The organism is Trinickia violacea (genome assembly GCF_005280735.1).
In the GTDB taxonomy this organism is placed as follows: domain Bacteria; phylum Pseudomonadota; class Gammaproteobacteria; order Burkholderiales; family Burkholderiaceae; genus Trinickia_A; species Trinickia_A violacea.
The window spans coordinates 4,327,984-4,347,834 of sequence record NZ_CP040077.1 but is presented as its reverse complement, the minus strand read 5'-3'; the positions used below and the strand labels follow the sequence as shown (position 1 = coordinate 4,347,834).

Here is a 19,851-nt window from a genome sequence, read left to right as displayed (position 1 = left end):
GCTCGGGCGTGGCGTTATGTCGTGGGTTCGGGAGCGGGCGCGGTAAGCGACTTGCCGCGCGTCTCCGGCAGCGCGAGCGCCGCGAGAATCACGAGCAGATAGCCGCTGCCGGCGACGAGCCCGATCGCTTTGACGAGCGCCATCGATTGCGACATCACGCCGACCAGAATCGGGAAGAACGAGCCGAGCCCGCGTCCGAGGTTGTAGCAGAAGCCCTGGCCCGAGCCGCGGATCGCATTCGGATACAGCTCGGACAGATACGCGCCGACGCCCGCGAAGATTCCCTGCACGACGATGCCGAGCGGAAAGCCGAGCAGCAGCATGGCGCTATCGGTGATCGGCAGCATCGTGTAGGTCATGCCGAGCACGAACGAGCCGAGCGCGAACAGGATGAACGACGCGCGCCGGCCGATTTTGTCGGAGAGGATCGCGCCGATGATGTACCCGCAGAACGAGCCGACGATCAGCACGACCAGATAGCCGCTCGTATTGAACACCGACAGATGGCGCACGGTTTTCAGGTAGGTGGGCAACCACGTGGTGATCGCGTAGTAGCCGCCGAGCATCCCCGTGCAGAGCGCGCTGCCGAGGAGGGTCGCCTTCAAGTGCGGCCCCGTGAAGATCTGCAGGAAATGGGAGGTGTCGAGCCCCGCGTCGCGCGCGCGGCGCGTCGCCAGGAAGATGTCGGGATCGCTCACGTTGCGGCGGATATAGAGAATCCACAGCGCCGGCACGATACCGATCCAGAAGCACGCGCGCCACGCGTATTGCTCGGGCAGGAGCGCGAAGAAGGCCCAGTAGAGGATGGCCGCGGCGCCCCAGCCGAACGACCAGCTGCTCTGAACGGTGCCGACGGCCTTTGCGCGATGCTCGGGCGAGCGGATCGTCTCGGCCATCATGATCGTCACGACCGACCATTCGCCGCCGAAGCCGATGCCTTGCAGCGTGCGCGTCGTGAGCAGTTGCCAGAACGAGTGCGTGAAGCCGGACAGGCAGGTGAAGAGCGCGAAAGTGGCGATCGTCCATTGCAGCACGCGCACGCGGCCGTAACGATCGGCGAGGATGCCGGCGAGCCAGCCGCCTGCCGCCGATGAGATCAGCGAACTCGTCGCGATCATGCCCGCTTCGCTCTTCGTCATGCCCCAGGTCGCGATCAGCGTGGGGATCAGGAACGAGTAGATCATGAAGTCGAAGGCATCGACCGCATAACCGCCGAACCCGGCGTAGAGCGTGCGGCGCTCGCGCGTCGACAATTCGGTGAACCATTGGATGGACCGCATCGGGTAGGTCTCCTTTTAGTGCAGGTCGAGGAGACCCGCCTTGGTTTGGCGGGTATTTTACGGCGGGCTTAGACGGACGGGCCAGTGATCAAAAAGCGAAGGGGGAGCATGTGCGGCGTGCGATGGTTGCGCGCGCAACCATGGCGGGGAGGGCGAAAGGAAACGGTCAGCCCAACGTCAATCCGCCGTCGACATGAATCACCTGACCGGTGATATGACGCGCCGCATCGGAAAGCAGGAATGCGATCAGCGCGGCGACGTCGGCCGGATCGGCGACGCGGCTAAGCGGCGTCGCCTGCTCCGCATGCGTCCAGATGGCGGCGTTCTCGGGCGCCGGCCCGCGATCCTTGCGCGTATAGCCGGGCGCGACGCAGTTCACCGTGATGCCGTGGGGCGCGAGTTCGGCCGCGGCCGTCTTGACGAGCGATTCGAGCGCGGCCTTGGCCGCCGCGGTCGCAGCGAACGGCGCGTCCGCGCGATAGCGATGCGCGACAAACGAGCTGACCGCGACCACGCGCGCGCAGCTCGACGTTTCGAGCGCGGCGGCCGCGCGCCTCACGAGCGCCGCGAACGCACCCGGCATCGAAGCGAACGATTCGGCGAGCGTATCGGAGTCGAGCGACGCGAGCGTCTGGCGCTGAGCGTGGCCGGCGTTGGCCACGAGTTGATCGAGCGCGCCGAACTTCGCAAGCGCGCTGTGGACGATATGTTCCGGCGCGCCGCGCTCGGCGAGATCGCCGTGCACGGTCGCGCACGTCGCGCCGAGCTCGACGCAGCGCGCCGCGACGGCTTCGAGCCGCTTGCGCGATTCGGCATCGGCGCCGCGCGAGTGCAGCATCAAGCCGATACGAGGCGCGGCGATCTGCCGGGCCAGGGCCGCGCCGATTCCGGAGCCCGCGCCGGTAATCAGGACGACGCGATCGAACGCGGAGGCGCCGCGGGCTTCGACCGCGGTCTCCCCGAGCGGGCGCTCGCCGGCAGGCCCTCCGGGCGCGTTCATGCGACGGCGCGCTCGGCTGAGCGCTCGATCTCGAGCGTCTCATCATGGAATGCCGCGAGCGATTCGCGATGCGCGATGCTCACGATCGCCGCCTTCGGCAGCCGCTCGTTGAAGAGGTGATAGAGGCGCGCTTCGTTTTCGGCATCGAGCGCGCTCGTCGCTTCGTCGAGGAACAGGTAGTCGGGCTTGTGGAGCAGCACGCGCGCGCCCGCGAGACGCTGCTGCTCGCCTGGCGAGAGCACGCGCTGCCAGTGCGCCGACTCGCCGAGGCGATCGACGTAATCGTCGAGGCGGCACACGCGTAGCGCCTCGCGGCACTCGTCATCGGTGAAGGTATCGGCTGGCGACGGATACGCGAGCGCCGCCTTCAACGTGCCGATCGGCAGATAGCTCTGCTGCGGGATGAACATCATGCGCGCGTCGACGGGCGCGTCGATCGCCCCGTCGCCGAACGGCCAGAGGCCCGCGAGGGCTCGCATCAGCGTGCTCTTGCCCGCGCCCGACGGTCCGCGCACGAGCCAGCGCGAGCCCGGCTTGATCGCGACGCTGCCGATCGTCGTGAGCTCGGTGCCGTTGGGCAGCGCGAGCTTCAGGCCGTCGGTGGTGAGCGCGTTCGAATCGACGTAGTGCAGGTTGATGCCGCCGTGCTCGGTGGCGGGCAGGATCGATTCCTTCAGGTGCGTCGCGCCCATCACGCGCTTGAATTCGCGCAGACGGTTCGCGGTGGCGCGCCACTCGACCAAAGTCGAGTAACTGTTGATGAACCAGGAGAACGAATCGCTGACGGTGCCGAAGGCATTCTGGATCTGCATCAGCACGCCGAACGTGAACGCGCCGGCGAAATAGCGGGGCGCCGCCACGACGATCGGAAAGATGATGGCGATCTGGCCGTAGAAGCTCAGCACGAAGCTCAGGCGCTTGGTGTACTTCATCACGCGCCACCAGTTATCGCGAATGCGCTGGAAGACATTGCCCGCGACGGCTCGCTCGGTCGCTTCGCCATCGTAAAAGGCAATCTGCTCGGCGTTTTCGCGCACCCGAATCAGGCCGAAGCGGAAATCCGCCTCAACCTTCTGTTGCTGATACGTGATCGAGACGAGCGGGTGGCCGAGCTTGTAGATGACGTACGAACCGCCCAGCGCATAGAGCGCGGCAACCCAGACCATGTAGCCGGGAATGACGATCGGCATGCCGCCGAGCGTGACGGTCAGCGCGCCTGCGAGTCCCCAGAGGATGGTCACGAACGAGATGAGTGTCACGACCGTCGACAGCAAATCGAGCGACAGCGCCAGCGTGCTGGTCGCAAACGACTGAAGGTCGTCGCTGATACGTTGGTCGGGGTTGTCGGCAAGGCGGTCACGCTCGATCCGGTAGAACGCGGCATCGCCGAGCCATTCTTCGAGGAAGCGCTGCGTGAGCCACTGGCGCCAGCGGAACCCGAGCATCTGGCGCAGGTACCGGCCGTACACGAACAGGATGATCAACGCGAACACGATGACCGTGAAGACGATCATCAGGTGCGGGAACTCGTGGACGTTCTTGGCCTGCAAGGCGTTGTAGAACTCGCCGTTCCAGGTGTTGAACTTCACGTTCAGCCAGACGCTGGTGAGGTTGATCGCGATGATCGTGATCAACAATCCCCACGCGATCTTCCATTCTTCGGACACCCAATAGGGCTTGATCAGGCTCCACGCGGAGATCTTGTCTGAATCTCGCGGCACGCCGCTTGGCGAGGACTTGGAAAGGGTTGGGTTCATGAGCTTCCCGATGTAGTGCCGGCTCACGGCAATGGCGACGCGTGCCGCACGAAGGCGGCACGAAACGCCTGATTTTTGCGTGAGCCTCTTAAAAGAGTCTTAACGGTCCTGGCGAGCGGGTCCGGCTGGGTGGACAGACGCAAGGCTTGACCGTGCCGGGCTCGAGTGCGCGCCGGTTACGCGTCCGATGCACGCGTCTGTGCTCACGGCATTGTGCCAGACAGTCGCGCCTGTCTTAATAACGTTCGCGGACTATCGTTACAGGGTGTTCCGGCCGCTTTGGGGGAGGGTAAGAAATTGGGGCAAGTTATCTCATTTTGTTGACCTGGCCCCGGGGTACGGGACATTCCCGTTTGCGGCGGTTTCGCCTTTTATGGTCTAATGGCCGTCGACGAAACAGGGGTGCTTTGCATGCGGGCGGCACGGTAATACCGCGGTAAGGCTGAGAGAGACCCTTTGCACCCGATCCGGGTAATACCGGCGCGGGAAGTTTCCGGAAGCCCCCTTGGCTTCCATTGGATTTCGATTCCCGCCGGGCTGCGTCCACCCTATGTGGGCCTAACGTCCGGCCGGCCTTACCCGCCGGTTTCGTCCTTGGGTACGTGCGTTTTGCCGTACAGAAAGGATCGATCCGATGAGCGTTCAATCTTCAGTTGTTTCCTCGAAAGCCGTTTCAAGCCGCCCGGATTTCGCCGTGCTCGGCGGCGGGCTGTGCGGTCGTTTGCTGGCTTGGCGGCTCGCGGGCGAAGGTCATAGCGTGGCGCTTTATGAGCGTGGCGATGCGGCGGGCTCAGGCGCGGCTGCCTGGGTCGCGGCGGCCATGCTCGCGCCGCTCGCCGAAGCGGCGAGCGCCGAGCTGCTGATCACCGAGCTTGGCGCCGAGTCGCTCGACGCGTGGCCCAAGCTGCTCGCTCAATTGCCTGAACCGGTCTACTTCCAGCGCAACGGTACGCTCGTCGTCTGGCATCACTCCGACCGCGCCGAGGCGTCTCTGTTCGAGCGGCGCGTGCGCGCGAATGCGCCGGCGCCGCTGTTCGACGGCGGGTTTTTGACGCTTTCCGGCGCGCAGGTCGACGAGGCCGAGCCGGCGCTCGGCGGACGCTTTCACCAAGGATTGCTGCTGCCGCGCGAAGGGCAGCTCGACAATCGCCAAGTGCTTTCCGCGCTGGCCGCAGGTCTTTCCGAGCGCGGCGTGGCGACGCACTGGAATACGAGCGTCGACGAGCGCGCGTTGCCGGACGCGCGCATCACGATCGATTGCCGCGGACTCGGCGCGAAGCCGGTGCTGCCCGCATTGCGCGGCATTCGCGGCGAAGTGGCGCGCATCCACGCGCCCGGCATCGGGCTCTCGCGGCCGGTGCGGTTGCTGCACCCGCGCTATCCGCTCTACATCGCGCCGAAGCAGAACGACATCTACGTGATCGGCGCGACCGAGATCGAAGGCGAAGACATGTCGCCCGTCAGCGTGCGCTCGGCGCTCGAGTTGCTGAGCGCGGCGTTTTCGGTGCACCCCGGCTTCGGCGAAGCTCGCATCCTCGAATTGAATTCGCAGTGCCGTCCGACGCTGCCGGACCATCGTCCGGCGATCACGTGGGATGGCGCGACGACGCTATCGGTGAACGGCCTCTACCGGCACGGCTACATGATCGTGCCCGAAGTCAGTGCATGCGCGGCGCGGCTCGCGGGTGCGCTGCTCGAAGCGCGCATCGCCGATGCCGACGCGTTCGCCGAATGGCGCGCCAACGATCGCTGGGCGCCGATGCTGCACCAGCGGAGCGTTGCCGGTCCCTTTGGGGGATCGAACGCGTCCGAGCGGACGATGCCGCGCGCCGAAGCCTGAACCCGACTCAGATTCAGAAAGCCATGGATATCCAGATCAATCAAAAGCTGCTGTCGCTGCCGGAAGGCGCGAGCATCGCCGACGCGCTCGCCGCGTTCGGCGCGCGCCCGCCGTTCGCGGTCGCGCTCAACGGCGACTTCGTCGCGCGCGCGCAGCATGCGGCGCGCGCGTTGCAGGCGGGCGACAAGCTCGACGTCGTCCAACCCGTTGCCGGCGGCTGACGCGGCCGGATAACAACGACCATTCGACCATTCGCTCTTACTGTTGCCTCATTGGTTCGAGCGGCTGCGCAATCGACGCCTCGATCGACCGCAGTCCGCCGCCTGAGCCCAAGGATTCTCCGATGACTTCCAACCTCGCCGCCGATTCGCTGACGCTGTACGGCGAAACTTTCGCGAGCCGCGTGCTGCTCGGCACGTCGCGCTATCCGTCGCTGCAGTCGCTGTCCGATTCGATCGCGGCCGCGAAGCCCGGCATGGTCACGGTGGCGCTGCGCCGCCAGATGAACGCCGATACTGCCGAAGCCGGCTTCTTTGATTTGCTCAAGCGCCACGGCGTGCCGCTCCTGCCGAACACGGCTGGCTGCCAGAGCGTCGCCGAAGCGGTGACGACGGCGCAGATGGCGCGCGAAGTCTTCGAAACCGATTGGATCAAGCTCGAGCTGATCGGCGACGACTACACGCTGCAGCCCGATCCGATCGGCTTGGTCGAAGCGGCGGCGAAGCTCGTCAAGGACGGCTTCAAGGTGCTGCCGTATTGCACGGAGGATCTCGTGATCGGCCGGCGTCTGCTCGACGCGGGCTGCGAGGCGCTGATGCCGTGGGGCGCGCCGATCGGAACGGGCAAGGGCGTCGTCAATCCGTATGGGCTGCGCGTGCTGCGCGAGCGTCTGCCGGACGTGCCGCTGATCGTCGACGCCGGGCTTGGCGTGCCCTCGCATGCGTGCCAGGTGATGGAGTGGGGTTTCGATGGCGTGCTGCTGAACACGGCCGTGTCGCAGGCGACGCATCCGCCCGTGATGGCGCGTGCGTTCGCGCAGGCCGCCGAGGCAGGGCGCAGCGCTTATCTGGCCGGTCCGATGGCCGAGCGCGACAGCGCGCAGGCGAGCACGCCGGTGGTCGGCATGCCGTTCTGGCATCACGCGGGGGGCTCGGCATGAGGACCTTATCGTTTCCCGATCGCGAAATCTTCTGGCCGCCCGCTGACGAATTGACCGAAGCCGCGGAGCGCATCCGCGCGCGGCTCGGCGATTGGCCGGCCGCGAACGCGCCGTGGCGCATTTGCCTGATCGCCCCGGATGAACCGCGCGCCGGCGATCTCATCGTTTTCACCGAACAGAAGGCAGGCGCTCCTGGTCACACCGGCAGCCTCGACCACTGGCTCGCGAACGGCGCGGGCGTGATCGAGGCGGCTTCCGGCGACGTGACGCTGCGTCTCGGCGAGGTCCGTTACGCGCTGGAAAGCGCGGGCCCGCTCGCCGAGGATTGGCTCGCCGCGCTCGCGGGCTTCCTCGACTGCGGCTTTGAAGCGCACGACGCGCTCGTGCTCGCACTAGCGTGGCGCGACGGCGACGAAACGCGCGCCGACGACGCCTGGCCGGTCGATCTGTCCCGCTTTCCGCGCGTCGCCGGCTTGCCGGCGGCGCCGACGCCCGCGTTCCCGCGTTGTCCCGAGCGGCTCGGCCTCTATCCGGTGCTGCCGAGTGCCGATTGGGTCGAGCGCGTGCTGGACTACGGCGTGAAGACCACCCAATTGCGTTTGAAGCGCGCCGAGCCCGACGTCCTGGCTGCCGAAATCTCACGCTGCGTGACGGCGGGCCGCGAGCACGACGCCCAGGTTTTCATCAACGATCACTGGCGCGAAGCGGTCGCGGCGGGCGCTTACGGCGTGCATCTCGGCCAGGAGGACGTCCATACGGCCGATCTCCAGGCGATCGCGGCAGCCGGCCTGCGCCTCGGCCTGTCGACGCACGGTTATTACGAGATGCTGACCGCGCTTCACTTCAAGCCGAGCTACATCGCGCTCGGCGCGGTCTTCCCGACCACCACGAAAGTGATGCCGACCGCCCCGCAGGGCTTGGCGAGGCTCGCCCGCTACGTGCGCTTGCTCGAGGGCGTCGTGCCGCTCGTGGCGATCGGCGGCATCGACGGCGCCGTGCTGGCCGACGTGCTCGCGACGGGCGTCGCCAGCGCGGCGGTCGTGCGCGCCGTGACCGAGGCTGCGGACCCCGCCGCGGCGGTCGTTGCGTTGCAGCAAAAATTCGCGTAATAATCGATTGTCATGATCGCAGTTAAAAGGTAGGGGGCGCACGGCGACAACATTTGCGTGAAGGCCCTATAATTCGCCTTCCGCGTAAAAGGACTGTCAGCTACGTGCCTTCTCCTTCCGAGACCCTTCTCGAGCTTCGCAACGTCGATTTCGGCTACAACGACGGCCGGCTCGTCCTGTCGAACCTGAACATGCGCTTCCCGCGCGGTCAGGTCGTGGCGGTCATGGGCGGCTCCGGCTGCGGCAAGACCACGGTGCTGCGGCTGATCGGCGGCCTCGTGCGTGCGCGCCGCGGCGACGTGCTGTTCCAGGGCCAGAACGTCGGCAAGCAGACCCGCGAGGGCCTCTACGCGCTGCGCCGCAAGATGGGCATGCTGTTCCAGTTCGGCGCGCTTTTCACCGATATGTCGGTGTTCGAGAATGTCGCCTTCGCGCTGCGCGAGCACACCGATCTCCCCGAAGAGCTGATCCGCGACCTGGTGTTGATGAAGCTCAACGCCGTCGGCCTGCGCGGCGCGCGCGATCTCGCGCCGTCGGAGATTTCGGGCGGCATGGCGCGGCGCGTGGCGCTCGCTCGCGCGATCGCGCTCGACCCCGAGCTGATGATGTACGACGAGCCGTTTGCCGGCCTCGACCCCATTTCGCTCGGCATCACCGCGAACCTGATCCGCACGCTGAACCAGGCGCTCGGCGCGACGTCGATCCTCGTCACGCACGACGTGCCGGAATCGTTCGCGATCGCCGATTACGTCTACTTCCTCGCGAACGGCGCCGTGCTCGCGGAGGGCACGCCCGCGCAGCTGCGCGAATCGACCGACCCGACGGTGCGCCAGTTCATCGACGCCGCCCCCGACGGCCCGTTCAAGTTCCATTACCCCACTCAAACGTCGCTGGCGGCGGATTTCGGCGTCGGCGGAGGGCAGGCATGATCAGCGCAATCGGACGCTCGGTGATCGGCGGCGTGGAGAAGGCCGGCTACGCGGCGCGCATGTTCCTGCGGCTCGTGCTCGAATTCTTCCCGCTTCTGCGCCGGCCGCGTCTTGTCACAAAGCAGATCCACTTCGTCGGTAACTATTCGCTCGTGATCATTGCGGTCTCGGGACTGTTCGTCGGCTTCGTGCTCGGCTTGCAGGGGTACTACACGCTGAACCGCTACGGGTCCGAGCAGGCGCTTGGCCTGCTGGTCGCGCTGTCGCTCGTGCGCGAGCTCGGGCCGGTTGTCACGGCGCTCCTGTTCGCGGGCCGGGCGGGCACCTCGCTCACCGCCGAAATCGGCTTGATGAAGGCGGGCGAGCAGCTGACGGCGCTCGAAATGATGGCCGTCGATCCGCTCAAGACCGTGATCGCGCCGCGCATGTGGGCGGGCATCATCTCGATGCCGATCCTCGCCGCGATTTTCAGCGCAGTCGGCATCTTCGGCGGCTACGTGGTCGGCGTGATCATGATCGGCGTCGATTCCGGCTCGTTCTGGTCGCAGATGCAGGGCGGGGTGGACGTGTGGCGCGACGTTGGCAACGGCGTCATCAAGAGTGTCGTATTCGGTTTCGCGGTGACGTTTGTTGCGCTCTTCCAGGGCTACGAAGCCAAGCCGACGCCGGAAGGCGTCTCGCGCGCGACGACCAAGACGGTCGTCTTCGCGTCGCTGGCCGTGCTCGGTCTCGATTTCTTGCTGACAGCGCTGATGTTCAGCTAAGCCGGTGCTCGAGCAGAGGCGAACGGCGTGCAGCAGCGCCGCACCTGCTCGATCCCGCAGCCATGGTTTCTAATGGGATGACGATGAAAAAGTATGCTCTCGACTTCTGGGTCGGCTTGTTCGTGGTGCTGGGCTTTATCGCGCTGCTGTTTCTCGCGCTGAAGGCCGGCAACATGAGCTCGCTGTCGTTCCAGCCCACTTATCCGGTCAAGCTCAAGTTCGACAACATCGGCGGACTCAAGGTGCGTGCGCCGGTGAAGAGCGCGGGCGTGGTGGTCGGCCGGGTCGCTTCGATCAGCTTCGATACGAACACGTACCAAGCGCTCGTCACGATCGACCTCGACAAGCAATACGAATTCCCGAAGGACACGTCCGCGAAGATTCTCACGGCGGGCCTGCTCGGCGAGCAATACATCGGCCTCGATCCGGGCGGCGACTCCGACATGCTGAAGGCCGGCGACACGATTTCGATGACGCAATCGGCGATCGTGCTCGAAAACCTCATCGGACAGTTTTTGTACAGCAAGGCAGCGGATTCGGGCGCGTCGAAAGCGCCGGCGTCGTCCGCGCCCGCTGCAGCACCGGCCCCGGCATCGGGCGCCGGGGGCTGAGAGAGCCAGTTTAGGAGAACAAGAAATGCAAACCACATGCATCAGAAATGCGGCGCTTACGCTCGCGGTGGCGGCCCTGGCCGGCTGCGCGACCGTGCAGACGCCGACTAAGGGTGATCCATTCGAGGGCTTCAACCGGACGGTGTTCAAGTTCAACGATACCGTCGACACCTATGCGCTCAAGCCGGCCGCGCAGGGCTACGCCTGGGCCGTGCCGCAACCGGTGCGCACGAGCGTCACGAACTTCTTCTCGAATATCGGTGACGTCTACATCGCGGCTAACAATCTGGTGCAATTGAAGATCGCCGACGGCGTCGGCGACATCATGCGCGTCGTCATCAACACCGTGTTCGGCGTGGGCGGCCTGTTCGACGTCGCGACGCTCGCGAAGCTGCCGAAGCACACGTCGGACATGGGCGTCACGCTCGGTCACTATGGCGTGCCGCCGGGGCCGTACCTCGTGCTGCCGCTGTTCGGCCCGAGCACTGCGCGCGACGCGGTCGGGCTGGTCGGGGACTACTTCGGCAATCCGTTGACGTACGTCGAGCCGTCGTCGGTCAGCTGGTCGCTGTGGGGCGTGAACCTGATCAACACCCGCGCCAACCTGCTGCAGACCGGCGACGTGCTGAGCGGCGCCGCGCTGGACAAATACTCGTTCATCCGCAATGCGTATTTGCAGCGCCGCCAGTACCTGATCTCGGACGGCAACGCCAATGCGGCCTTGCCGAACTACGACCAGTCGCTGCCGAATTACGGCGCGGAAGGCGCCGCGGCGGAAGCCCCGGCTTCGGGGGCCGCCGCCGCACAGGCCGCGTCGAGCGCCGGGGCGGCAGCCGCGGCGCCGGCGGAGGCCGCATCGGCCGCTTCGGGTGTCGAGGCGACCCCGCCGGCAACGCTCGGCGGCCCGAACGGGGGCGCTCCGCAAGTGCCGGCGCAACAGTTCGTGCCGCCGTCGCAGGGCGTGCCGTCGCTGCACCTGCACTTGCCGTAACCGTAAGCAACCCCGGCGCGAGACGCGGATAATGTCGCGGTAACAGTTCGAGACAATATTTGCCGTTTCGCGCTAGGCAACCGGCCGAACTCGCGTAATGCTGAGGGCTCCAAGGCTAGCGCTCTTATTCATCCAAGGTAGACGATGAAAAAATTCTTCCTGATTTCCCTGTTTGCTACGTTCTTTTCGTTTGGAAACGCCGCGTTTGCGCAAACGGTCGATACCAGCTCGCCTGACGGCATGGTCAAGACCGTCACGCAGCAAGTCCTCGACCAGATCAAGTCTGACCCGACCATCAAGAGCGGCGACATCAATCGCGTCACGCAGTTGGTGAACGAAAAGATCCTGCCGTACATCGATTTCCGCCGCACGACGATGCTCGCCACGAGCCGTGCATGGCGCACTGCCACGCCGCAGCAGCAAGACCAGCTGGTCGAGCAATTCAAGATGCTGCTGATCCGCACCTATGCCGGCGCGCTCGCGCAAGTGCGCGACCAGCAGATCCAATACAAGCCGTTCCGCATGAACCCGGACGACACCGATGTCGTCGTGCGTTCGGTCGTGATGAACAACGGCCAGCCGGTCGAGCTCGACTATCGCCTGTACAAGACGCCGCAAGGCTGGCGCGTCTATGACCTGAACGTGCTCGGCGCTTGGCTGATCCAGACGTATCAGCAGCAGTTCAACGAGAAAATCCAGCAAAGCGGCGTCGACGGCCTGATCCAGTTCCTCACGCAGCGCAACCAGCAACTTGCCGCCGGCAAGGCGTCGTGAGTCCTTCAATGAACCGCTTCAGCACCGGCAGCACCTTGACCCACGCGAGCGCGAAGGCCGCGCTCGCCGCTGGGCTCAAGGAGATCGGCGGCGGCGCGACCGGCGTCGATTGCGCATCGCTCTCGCAATTCGATTCCTCCGCGCTTGCCGTGCTGCTCGCATGGCAGCGCGCCGCGCAGGCGCGCGGCGCGGCACTCGATATCGTCAATCTCCCCGCGGGTCTTGCGAGTCTCGCGCAAGCCTATGGTGTCGACGCGCTGCTGTCGGCCCGACATCGACCCTCACTCGACACCGTCTCGGCGCCGCTTTGAAGCGCGCGGGCCTGCTGGCACGCCGCTCCACACTCCCGGCGCGACAAGTCGGCTTCAGCCGAGTTGTCCTATAATCAAACGTTTTTTGGGGCATCCAACCGGCCCCAATTCCGTTCCCGCTTTCACCTGAATCGCACCTGATAGGCGCCGCCGACCCAGGCCGCGTACACCCATGTCAGCCATAGAAATCCGTAACGTCAAGAAGCGCTACAAGGATCTGCAAGCGCTCAAGGGCGTCAGCCTGTCGGTCGAGGAAGGCGAATTTTTTGGCCTGCTCGGGCCGAACGGCGCGGGCAAAACAACGCTCATCAGCATACTCGCGGGGCTCGCGCGTGCCGACGAAGGCAGCGTCGCGGTGCGCGGGCACGACGTCGTGTCCGACTTCCGTCAGGCGCGGCGCGCGCTCGGCGTCGTGCCGCAGGAGCTCGTGTTCGATCCGTTCTTTTCGGTGCGCGAGACGCTGCGCATCCAGTCGGGCTACTACGGCCTCAATCGCAACGACGACTGGATCGACGAAGTGATGGCCAATCTCGATCTGACCGAGAAGGCCGATGCGAACATGCGCGCGTTGTCGGGCGGCATGAAGCGGCGCGTCCTCGTCGCGCAGGCGCTCGTGCACCGGCCGCCGGTGATCGTGCTCGACGAGCCGACCGCGGGCGTCGACGTCGAATTGCGCCAGACGCTCTGGAAATTCATCGCGCGCCTGAACCGCGAGGGCCACACGATCGTGCTGACCACGCACTACCTCGAAGAAGCCGAATCGCTGTGCGACCGCATCGCGATGCTGCGACGGGGCGAGGTCGTGGCGCTCGAGCGTACGAGCGCGCTGTTGCAGCGCTTCGCGGGCATGCAGCTTTTCGTCCGCTTCGCGACGGGCGTGTTGCCCGCCGAGCTGCGCGGTCTCGAAGTGGACCCGGCCGCGGCCGGAACCCGTCAGCATTTGCTGCGCCTCTCCAGTTATGACGACGTCGAACGCATCCTCGCGCAATGCCGCGCGGCCGGCTGCACGTTCGAAGAGATCGAAGTCCGCAAGGCCGATCTCGAGGACGTTTTCGTGCAGGTGATGAACGGACCGGAAGTGATCGAGGGGCTTGCATGAGCGGTTTTCGCACGCTGTTTTATAAAGAAATCCTGCGCTTCTGGAAGGTCGCGTTCCAGACGGTGCTCGCGCCGGTCATCACCGCGCTGCTCTATCTGACGATCTTCGGCCATGCGCTGCGCGGTCACGTCGAGGTGTATCCCGGCGTCGAGTACACGAGCTTCCTGATCCCGGGTCTCGTGATGATGAGCGTGCTGCAGAACGCGTTCGCGAACAGCTCGTCGTCGCTGATCCAATCGAAGATCACGGGCAACCTCGTGTTCGTGCTGCTGCCGCCGCTCGCGCATTGGGAGATGTATGGCGCCTACGTGCTCGCCGCGGTCGTGCGCGGGCTGTGCGTCGGGCTCGGCGTGTTCGTCGTGACGATCTGGTTCATTCCGATGAGCTTTTCCGCGCCGCTCTACATCGTCGCGTTCGCGGTGCTCGGCTCGGCGATTCTCGGCACGCTTGGGCTCATCGCGGGCATCTGGGCCGAGAAGTTCGATCAACTGGCCGCGTTCCAGAACTTCCTGATCATGCCGCTCACGTTCCTGTCGGGCGTGTTCTATTCGACGCATACGCTGCCGCCCGTGTGGCGCGAGGTGTCGCGGCTCAATCCGTTCTTCTACATGATCGACGGCTTTCGCTATGGGTTCTTCGGGCTGTCGGACATCGACCCCATCGTCTCCCTCGCGATCGTCGGCGGTTTCTTTATCGTGCTGGCTGTGATCGCGATGCGGATGCTCGCATCGGGCTACAAGCTGCGTTACTGAACTTATCGAGTCATCGACAAGGAGCGTTTCATGTTGCCGACTCCCGAACAGGTCAAGCAATACATCGAGTCTGGCCTCACGTGCCAGCACCTCGAAGTCGAAGGCGACGGCCAGCATTTCTTCGCGACCATCGTTTCCGATGCGTTCGAGGGCAAGCGGCTGATCCAGCGCCATCAACTCGTCTACGCGGCGCTCGGCGAGCGCATGCGTGAAGAAATCCACGCGCTCAGCATGAAGACGCTGACGCCCGCCGAATGGCAACCCGCATAATCTGTATTTGGAAAGCTAGTGCGCATTACTCAAGACACCTGCGACGCCGCGAGCGGCGCCGCCACGGCAAGCCCGGCCGCTGATCGGGCACACCAAGGACCAAGCATGGACAAGTTCGTGATCGAAGGCGGTCACCGGCTCGCAGGAGAAATCCGCGTGTCCGGAGCGAAGAATGCTGCGTTGCCGATTCTGTGTGCAGGACTGTTGACGGCCGAGCCCGTCCATCTCGACAACGTCCCCGATCTGCAGGACGTGCGCACCACGCTCAAGCTGCTCGGCCAGATGGGCGTGCGCGCCGAGGCCGCCGATGGCCGCGTGCACCTCGACGCCTCGCGCGTCGACAACCTTGTCGCCCCGTATGAGCTCGTGAAGACGATGCGCGCGTCGATCCTCGTGCTCGGGCCGCTCGTCGCGCGCTTCGGCGAGGCGAAGGTGTCGCTGCCGGGCGGCTGCGCGATCGGCGCGCGTCCGGTCGATCAGCACATCAAGGGCCTGCAGGCGATGGGCGCCGAGATCAACATCGAGCACGGCTTCGTCGAGGCGCGTGCGAAGCGCTTGAAGGGCGCGCGCATCGTGACGGACATGATCACCGTCACTGGTACGGAAAACCTGCTGATGGCCGCCGTGCTCGCCGAAGGCGAGACCGTGATCGAGAACGCGGCGCGCGAGCCGGAAGTCGGCGACCTCGCACACCTGCTCGTCGCGATGGGCGCGAAGATCGACGGCATCGGCACCGATCGCCTCGTGATCCAGGGCGTCGACACGCTGCACGGCGCGAAGCACACGGTGATTCCCGATCGCATCGAAGCGGGCACGTTCCTGTGCGCGGTCGCGGCGGCGGGCGGAGACGTCACGTTGCGCAACGTGCGTCCGTCAACGCTCGAAGCGGTGACGATGAAGCTGCGCGAAGCGGGCGTGACGATCGAAGAGGGCGACGACTGGATGCGCGTGCGCATGAGCCAGCGCCCGAACGCGGTGAGCTTCCGCACCTCCGAATTCCCGGCGTTCCCGACCGACATGCAAGCGCAATTCATGGCGCTCAACGCCATCGCGGGCGGCACCTCGCAAGTCGTCGAGACGATCTTCGAGAACCGCTTCATGCACGTGCAGGAATTGAACCGCCTCGGCGCGAACATCACGATCGACGGCAACACGGCGCTGGTGACGGGCGTCGAGCGGCTGTCCGGCGCGAAGGTGATGGCGACGGATCTGCGCGCGTCCGCGAGCCTCGTGATCGCGGGCCTGTGCGCCGACGGCGAAACGCTCATCGACCGCATTTATCACCTCGATCGCGGCTACGACCAGATGGAGGCGAAGCTGACGGGCGTCGGCGCGAAGGTGCGGCGCATCTCGGGGAGTCAAGCGGGGAGCCAGGCATGAGCGGGGTTGCGCCGAACGCGCCGCTGACGCTCGCGCTGTCGAAGGGCCGCATCTTCGAAGAGACGGTGCCGCTCCTGCAGGCCGCCGGCGTGCAGGTCGCGGAAGACCCGGAAACCTCGCGCAAGCTGATCCTGCCGACCACCGACGCGAATCTGCGCGTCATCGTCGTGCGCGCGACCGATGTCCCGACCTACGTCGAATACGGCGCGGCGGACTTCGGCGTGGCAGGCAAGGACGTCTTGCTCGAACACGGCGGCAGCGGCCTCTACCAGCCGATCGACTTGAACATCGCGCGCTGCCGCATGTCGGTGGCGGTGAAGGCGGGCTTCGACTACGCGAGCGCCGTGCGCCAGGGCGCGCGCCTGCGCGTCGCGACCAAGTACGTGCAGACCGCGCGCGAGCACTTCGCCGCCAAGGGGGTGCACGTCGATCTGATCAAACTGTATGGCTCGATGGAGCTCGCGCCGCTCGTCGGTCTCGCCGACGCGATCGTCGACTTGGTCAGCTCCGGCGGCACCCTTCGCGCCAACAATCTTGTCGAGGTCGAGGAGGTCATGCCGATCTCGTCGCGCCTCGTCGTGAACCAGGCCGCGCTGAAGTTGAAGCGCGCCGCCCTCAAGCCGTTTCTCGATGCGTTCGAACGCGCATCGCGCGCCGGCTTGCCGGTGGTCTGACGCTTCGTCGGGCGCGCCTAACCGTTACGGATATCAGCATGTCTCTCAACATTCGCAAACTCGACACCAGCACCGACGGTTTCCGGGCGGCGTTGCACGCCGTGCTCGCGTTCGAGGCGAGCGAGGATGAAGCGATCGAGCGTTCGGTCGCGCAGATTCTGGCCGATGTGGCGGCGCGCGGCGACGCGGCCGTGCTCGACTACACGAACCGGTTCGATCGCCTGACGGCGCCGAGCGTCGCGGCGCTCGAATTGCCGCACGCCGAGCTGGAAGCGGCGCTCGAAGGGCTGGAGCCGAAGCGCCGCGCGGCGCTCGAAGCGGCGGCGGCGCGCGTGCGCGCGTATCACGAGAAACAGAAGATCGAGTGCGGCAGCCATAGCTGGCAGTACACCGAGGCCGACGGCACGGTGCTCGGCCAGAAGGTGACGCCGCTCGATCGCGCCGGCATCTACGTGCCGGGCGGCAAGGCGGCGTACCCGTCGTCGGTGCTCATGAACGCGATTCCGGCACGCGTCGCGGGCGTGCGCGAAATCATCATGGTCGTGCCGACCCCCGACGGCGTGAAGAACGAGCTCGTGCTCGCGGCGGCGCTGCTGGGCGGCGTCGATCGCGTGTTCACGATCGGCGGTGCACAGGCGGTGGCCGCGCTCGCCTACGGCACCGATACGATTCCTCAGGTCGACAAGATCTGCGGCCCCGGCAACGCGTATGTCGCATCGGCGAAGCGCCGCGTGTTCGGCACGGTCGGCATCGACATGATCGCCGGGCCGTCGGAAATCCTCGTGCTGTGCGACGGCACGACCGATCCGCGCTGGGTGGCGATGGACCTGTTCTCGCAGGCCGAGCACGACGAGCTCGCGCAATCGATCCTGCTGTGCCCGGACGACGCATTCATCGCGCGCGTCGAGGACGCGATCAACGAACTGCTGCCGGCGATGCCGCGCCGCGCCGTGATTCAGCAGTCGCTCGAAGGCCGCGGCGCGCTGATCAAGGTGCGCGACATGGCCGAGGCGTGCGCGATCGCCAACGACATCGCGCCCGAACACCTCGAAATCTCCGCGCTCGACCCGCAGCAATGGTTGCGTGAAATCCGCCATGCAGGCGCGATCTTCCTCGGCCGCTACACGAGCGAGAGCCTCGGCGACTACTGCGCGGGGCCGAACCACGTACTGCCGACCTCGCGCACGGCGCGCTTCTCGTCGCCGCTTGGCGTCTACGATTTCTTCAAGCGCTCGAGCGTGATCGAAGTGAGCGCGGAAGGCGCGCAGACGCTCGGCGAGATCGCCGCGGAACTCGCCTACGGCGAAGGGCTCCAGGCGCACGCGAAGAGCGCCGAATACCGGATGAAGCAGACCGGCTGACTCATTCCATCATGACGACACCACAAGACATCATTCGCCGCGATGTGCTCTCGATGACGGGCTATCCGGTGCCGGACGCGACGGGCTTCGTCAAGCTCGACGCGATGGAGAACCCGTTTCCGCTGCCCGAGGCGCTCGCCGCGCAGCTCGGCGAGCATCTGGCGGGCGTCGCGCTGAACCGCTATCCGGCGCCTCGGCCGGCCGCGCTGATCGACAAGATCAAGCGCGTGATGCAGGTGCCTGCCGGCTGCGACGTGCTGCTCGGCAATGGCTCCGATGAAATCATCAGCATGATTTCGGTTGCCTGTGCGAAGCCGGGCGCAAAGGTGCTGGCGCCGGCGCCGGGCTTCGTCATGTATCAGGTGTCGGCGAAGCTCGCGCAGATGGAGTTCGTCGGCGTGCCGCTCAAGTCGGACTTGACGCTCGACGCGGACGCCATGCTGGCCGCGATCTCGGAGCACGAGCCGGCCATCGTCTATCTCGCGTATCCGAACAACCCGACCGGCACGCTGTTCGACGAAGCAGACATGGAGCGCATCATCGCGGCGGCGAAGAAGAGCCTCGTGGTGATCGACGAGGCGTATCAGCCGTTCGCGCAGCAAAGCTGGATGCCGCGTGCCGGCGCCTTCGATAACGTGGTGGTCATGCGCACGGTGTCGAAGCTCGGGCTCGCGGGCATCCGCCTGGGCTACCTGGCCGGCACGCCGGCGTGGCTAGCCGAATTCGACAAAGTGCGCCCCCCGTACAACGTGAACGTGCTGACGCAAGCCACGGCCGATTTCCTGCTCGACCACGTCGACGTGCTCGACGCGCAGGCCGCCGAATTGCGCGCCGAACGCACCAAGCTGGCGCACGCGGTGGGCGCGCTGCCGGGCACGACGGTATTCCCGAGCGCCGGCAACTTCTTGCTCGTGCGCGTGCCCGATGCGGCCGCCACGTTCGATACGCTGCTAACCGCGCGGGTTCTGATCAAAAACGTGAGTAAAATGCACCCATTGCTCGCCAATTGCGTGCGTTTGACAGTCGGCTCTCCCGAAGAAAACGCGCAACTGTTGGCAGCGCTGAAACTCGTGTTGAAATGAAGCAGAGATGAACCCAAGCCCGCCGCGCGAAGTTCGCCACTGAACGCGCGGCCGGCATCCATTCAACCGCATCCCTTTTTTCTTGCTTACTTTGAGGTCCCCCATGCGCGTTGCGGAAGTCGTTCGCAATACCAGCGAAACGCAGATCCGTGTGAAGATCAACCTGGACGGCACCGGCCAGCAAAAGCTCGCCACCGGTGTGCCGTTCCTCGACCACATGCTCGATCAGATCGCGCGGCATGGGTTGATCGACCTGGATATCGAGGCGCATGGCGACCTGCATATCGACGACCACCACACGGTCGAAGATACCGGCATCACGCTCGGCCAGGCCGTTGCGAAGGCGATCGGCGACAGGAAGGGCATCCGCCGCTACGGCCATGCATACGTGCCGCTCGACGAGGCGCTGTCGCGCGTCGTCATCGACTTTTCGGGCCGTCCGGGCCTCGAATTCCACGTGCCGTTCACGCGCGCGCGCATCGGCAACTTCGATGTCGACCTGTCGATCGAGTTTTTCCGCGGCTTCGTGAACCACGCAGGCGTGACGCTGCATGTCGATAACCTGCGGGGCCTCAACGCGCACCATCAGATGGAAACGGTTTTCAAGGCGTTCGGCCGTGCGCTGCGCATGGCCGTCGAGTTGGACGAGCGCGCGGCGGGGCAGATTCCGTCGACCAAGGGCAGTCTCTAAAGCTAACGCGAGAGAGA

The 19,851-nt window shown here is 65.6% G+C and carries 21 protein-coding genes and 1 riboswitch; of the genes, 18 read left to right on the top strand and 3 right to left on the bottom strand.

Annotation, left to right across the window (positions count from 1 at the left end):
• Positions 1–14: 14 nt before the first annotated feature.
• From FAZ95_RS19890 to FAZ95_RS19880, 3 genes are all read right to left on the bottom strand, one after another.
• A complete protein-coding gene (locus tag FAZ95_RS19890; RefSeq protein ID WP_137334019.1) occupies positions 15–1,280 on the bottom strand; it encodes an MFS transporter in 1,266 nt (421 codons plus the stop codon).
• Between the two features lie 166 nt (positions 1,281–1,446).
• Positions 1,447–2,280 (bottom strand): SDR family NAD(P)-dependent oxidoreductase, encoded by an 834-nt coding sequence (locus FAZ95_RS19885; RefSeq protein WP_137334018.1) that lies wholly within the window; start codon positions 2,278–2,280, stop codon positions 1,447–1,449.
• Entirely contained in the window at positions 2,277–4,037 is a 1,761-nt protein-coding gene (locus tag FAZ95_RS19880) for an ABC transporter ATP-binding protein/permease (protein WP_137334017.1), read from the bottom strand. Before FAZ95_RS19880 ends, FAZ95_RS19885 begins: the two co-directional genes overlap by 4 nt.
• A 388-nt stretch (positions 4,038–4,425) precedes the next feature.
• A riboswitch (TPP riboswitch) is annotated at positions 4,426–4,543 on the top strand.
• A 128-nt stretch (positions 4,544–4,671) separates the two neighbouring features.
• On the opposite strand from FAZ95_RS19880, the gene FAZ95_RS19875 reads away from it, so the two are divergent.
• The 18 genes from FAZ95_RS19875 (at position 4,672) to hisB (ending at position 19,834) form a co-directional block, all read left to right on the top strand.
• Complete coding sequence (locus FAZ95_RS19875) at positions 4,672–5,877, top strand: FAD-dependent oxidoreductase (RefSeq protein ID WP_137334016.1); 1,206 nt, start codon at positions 4,672–4,674, stop codon at positions 5,875–5,877.
• A gap of 23 nt (positions 5,878–5,900) precedes the next feature.
• Positions 5,901–6,098: a sulfur carrier protein ThiS gene (gene thiS / locus FAZ95_RS19870; protein ID WP_137334015.1), complete on the top strand. Its 198-nt coding sequence runs from the start codon at positions 5,901–5,903 to the stop codon at positions 6,096–6,098.
• A 122-nt stretch (positions 6,099–6,220) separates the two neighbouring features.
• Positions 6,221–7,036: a thiazole synthase gene (locus FAZ95_RS19865; RefSeq protein WP_137334014.1), complete on the top strand. Its 816-nt coding sequence runs from the start codon at positions 6,221–6,223 to the stop codon at positions 7,034–7,036.
• On the top strand, positions 7,033–8,145 hold the full coding sequence (gene thiE / locus FAZ95_RS19860; protein WP_137334013.1) for a thiamine phosphate synthase: 1,113 nt from the start codon (positions 7,033–7,035) through the stop codon (positions 8,143–8,145). Before FAZ95_RS19865 ends, thiE begins: the two co-directional genes overlap by 4 nt.
• A gap of 104 nt (positions 8,146–8,249) precedes the next feature.
• A complete protein-coding gene (locus FAZ95_RS19855) occupies positions 8,250–9,074 on the top strand; it encodes an ABC transporter ATP-binding protein (RefSeq protein WP_137334012.1) in 825 nt (274 codons plus the stop codon).
• The gene (mlaE, locus tag FAZ95_RS19850; RefSeq protein WP_137334011.1) at positions 9,071–9,838 is read left to right on the top strand and encodes a lipid asymmetry maintenance ABC transporter permease subunit MlaE; all 768 of its coding nucleotides are present in this window, start codon (positions 9,071–9,073) and stop codon (positions 9,836–9,838) included. Before FAZ95_RS19855 ends, mlaE begins: the two co-directional genes overlap by 4 nt.
• A gap of 77 nt (positions 9,839–9,915) precedes the next feature.
• Positions 9,916–10,449, top strand: coding sequence for an outer membrane lipid asymmetry maintenance protein MlaD (gene mlaD, locus FAZ95_RS19845; protein WP_175425652.1), 534 nt, complete (start codon positions 9,916–9,918; stop codon positions 10,447–10,449).
• Positions 10,450–10,474: 25 nt separating this feature from the next.
• Positions 10,475–11,440 carry an MlaA family lipoprotein gene (locus FAZ95_RS19840; protein ID WP_137334009.1) on the top strand — a complete coding sequence of 322 codons (966 nt, stop codon included), beginning with the start codon at positions 10,475–10,477 and terminating at the stop codon, positions 11,438–11,440.
• A gap of 144 nt (positions 11,441–11,584) precedes the next feature.
• The gene (locus tag FAZ95_RS19835) at positions 11,585–12,214 is read left to right on the top strand and encodes an MlaC/ttg2D family ABC transporter substrate-binding protein (protein WP_137334008.1); all 630 of its coding nucleotides are present in this window, start codon (positions 11,585–11,587) and stop codon (positions 12,212–12,214) included.
• Positions 12,215–12,222: 8 nt separating this feature from the next.
• On the top strand, positions 12,223–12,525 hold the full coding sequence (locus tag FAZ95_RS19830; protein ID WP_137334007.1) for an STAS domain-containing protein: 303 nt from the start codon (positions 12,223–12,225) through the stop codon (positions 12,523–12,525).
• Positions 12,526–12,697: 172 nt separating this feature from the next.
• Positions 12,698–13,624: an ABC transporter ATP-binding protein gene (locus FAZ95_RS19825; RefSeq protein WP_137334006.1), complete on the top strand. Its 927-nt coding sequence runs from the start codon at positions 12,698–12,700 to the stop codon at positions 13,622–13,624.
• A complete protein-coding gene (locus FAZ95_RS19820) occupies positions 13,621–14,376 on the top strand; it encodes an ABC transporter permease (RefSeq protein ID WP_137334005.1) in 756 nt (251 codons plus the stop codon). Before FAZ95_RS19825 ends, FAZ95_RS19820 begins: the two co-directional genes overlap by 4 nt.
• 30 nt (positions 14,377–14,406) lie before the next feature.
• Positions 14,407–14,646, top strand: a complete 240-nt coding sequence (locus FAZ95_RS19815; protein ID WP_137334004.1) for a BolA family protein — start codon at positions 14,407–14,409, stop codon at positions 14,644–14,646.
• A 105-nt stretch (positions 14,647–14,751) separates the two neighbouring features.
• Complete coding sequence (gene murA, locus FAZ95_RS19810; RefSeq protein ID WP_437437713.1) at positions 14,752–16,026, top strand: UDP-N-acetylglucosamine 1-carboxyvinyltransferase; 1,275 nt, start codon at positions 14,752–14,754, stop codon at positions 16,024–16,026.
• The gene (hisG, locus tag FAZ95_RS19805; RefSeq protein WP_137334002.1) at positions 16,023–16,700 is read left to right on the top strand and encodes an ATP phosphoribosyltransferase; all 678 of its coding nucleotides are present in this window, start codon (positions 16,023–16,025) and stop codon (positions 16,698–16,700) included. The genes murA and hisG overlap by 4 nt, the downstream gene beginning before the upstream one ends.
• A 38-nt stretch (positions 16,701–16,738) precedes the next feature.
• Positions 16,739–18,061: a histidinol dehydrogenase gene (gene hisD, locus FAZ95_RS19800; RefSeq protein ID WP_137334001.1), complete on the top strand. Its 1,323-nt coding sequence runs from the start codon at positions 16,739–16,741 to the stop codon at positions 18,059–18,061.
• An 11-nt stretch (positions 18,062–18,072) separates the two neighbouring features.
• Entirely contained in the window at positions 18,073–19,143 is a 1,071-nt protein-coding gene (gene hisC, locus FAZ95_RS19795) for a histidinol-phosphate transaminase (protein ID WP_137334000.1), read from the top strand.
• A 103-nt stretch (positions 19,144–19,246) separates the two neighbouring features.
• Positions 19,247–19,834 carry an imidazoleglycerol-phosphate dehydratase HisB gene (gene hisB, locus FAZ95_RS19790; protein WP_137333999.1) on the top strand — a complete coding sequence of 196 codons (588 nt, stop codon included), beginning with the start codon at positions 19,247–19,249 and terminating at the stop codon, positions 19,832–19,834.
• The last annotated feature ends 17 nt before the right edge of the window (positions 19,835–19,851 follow it).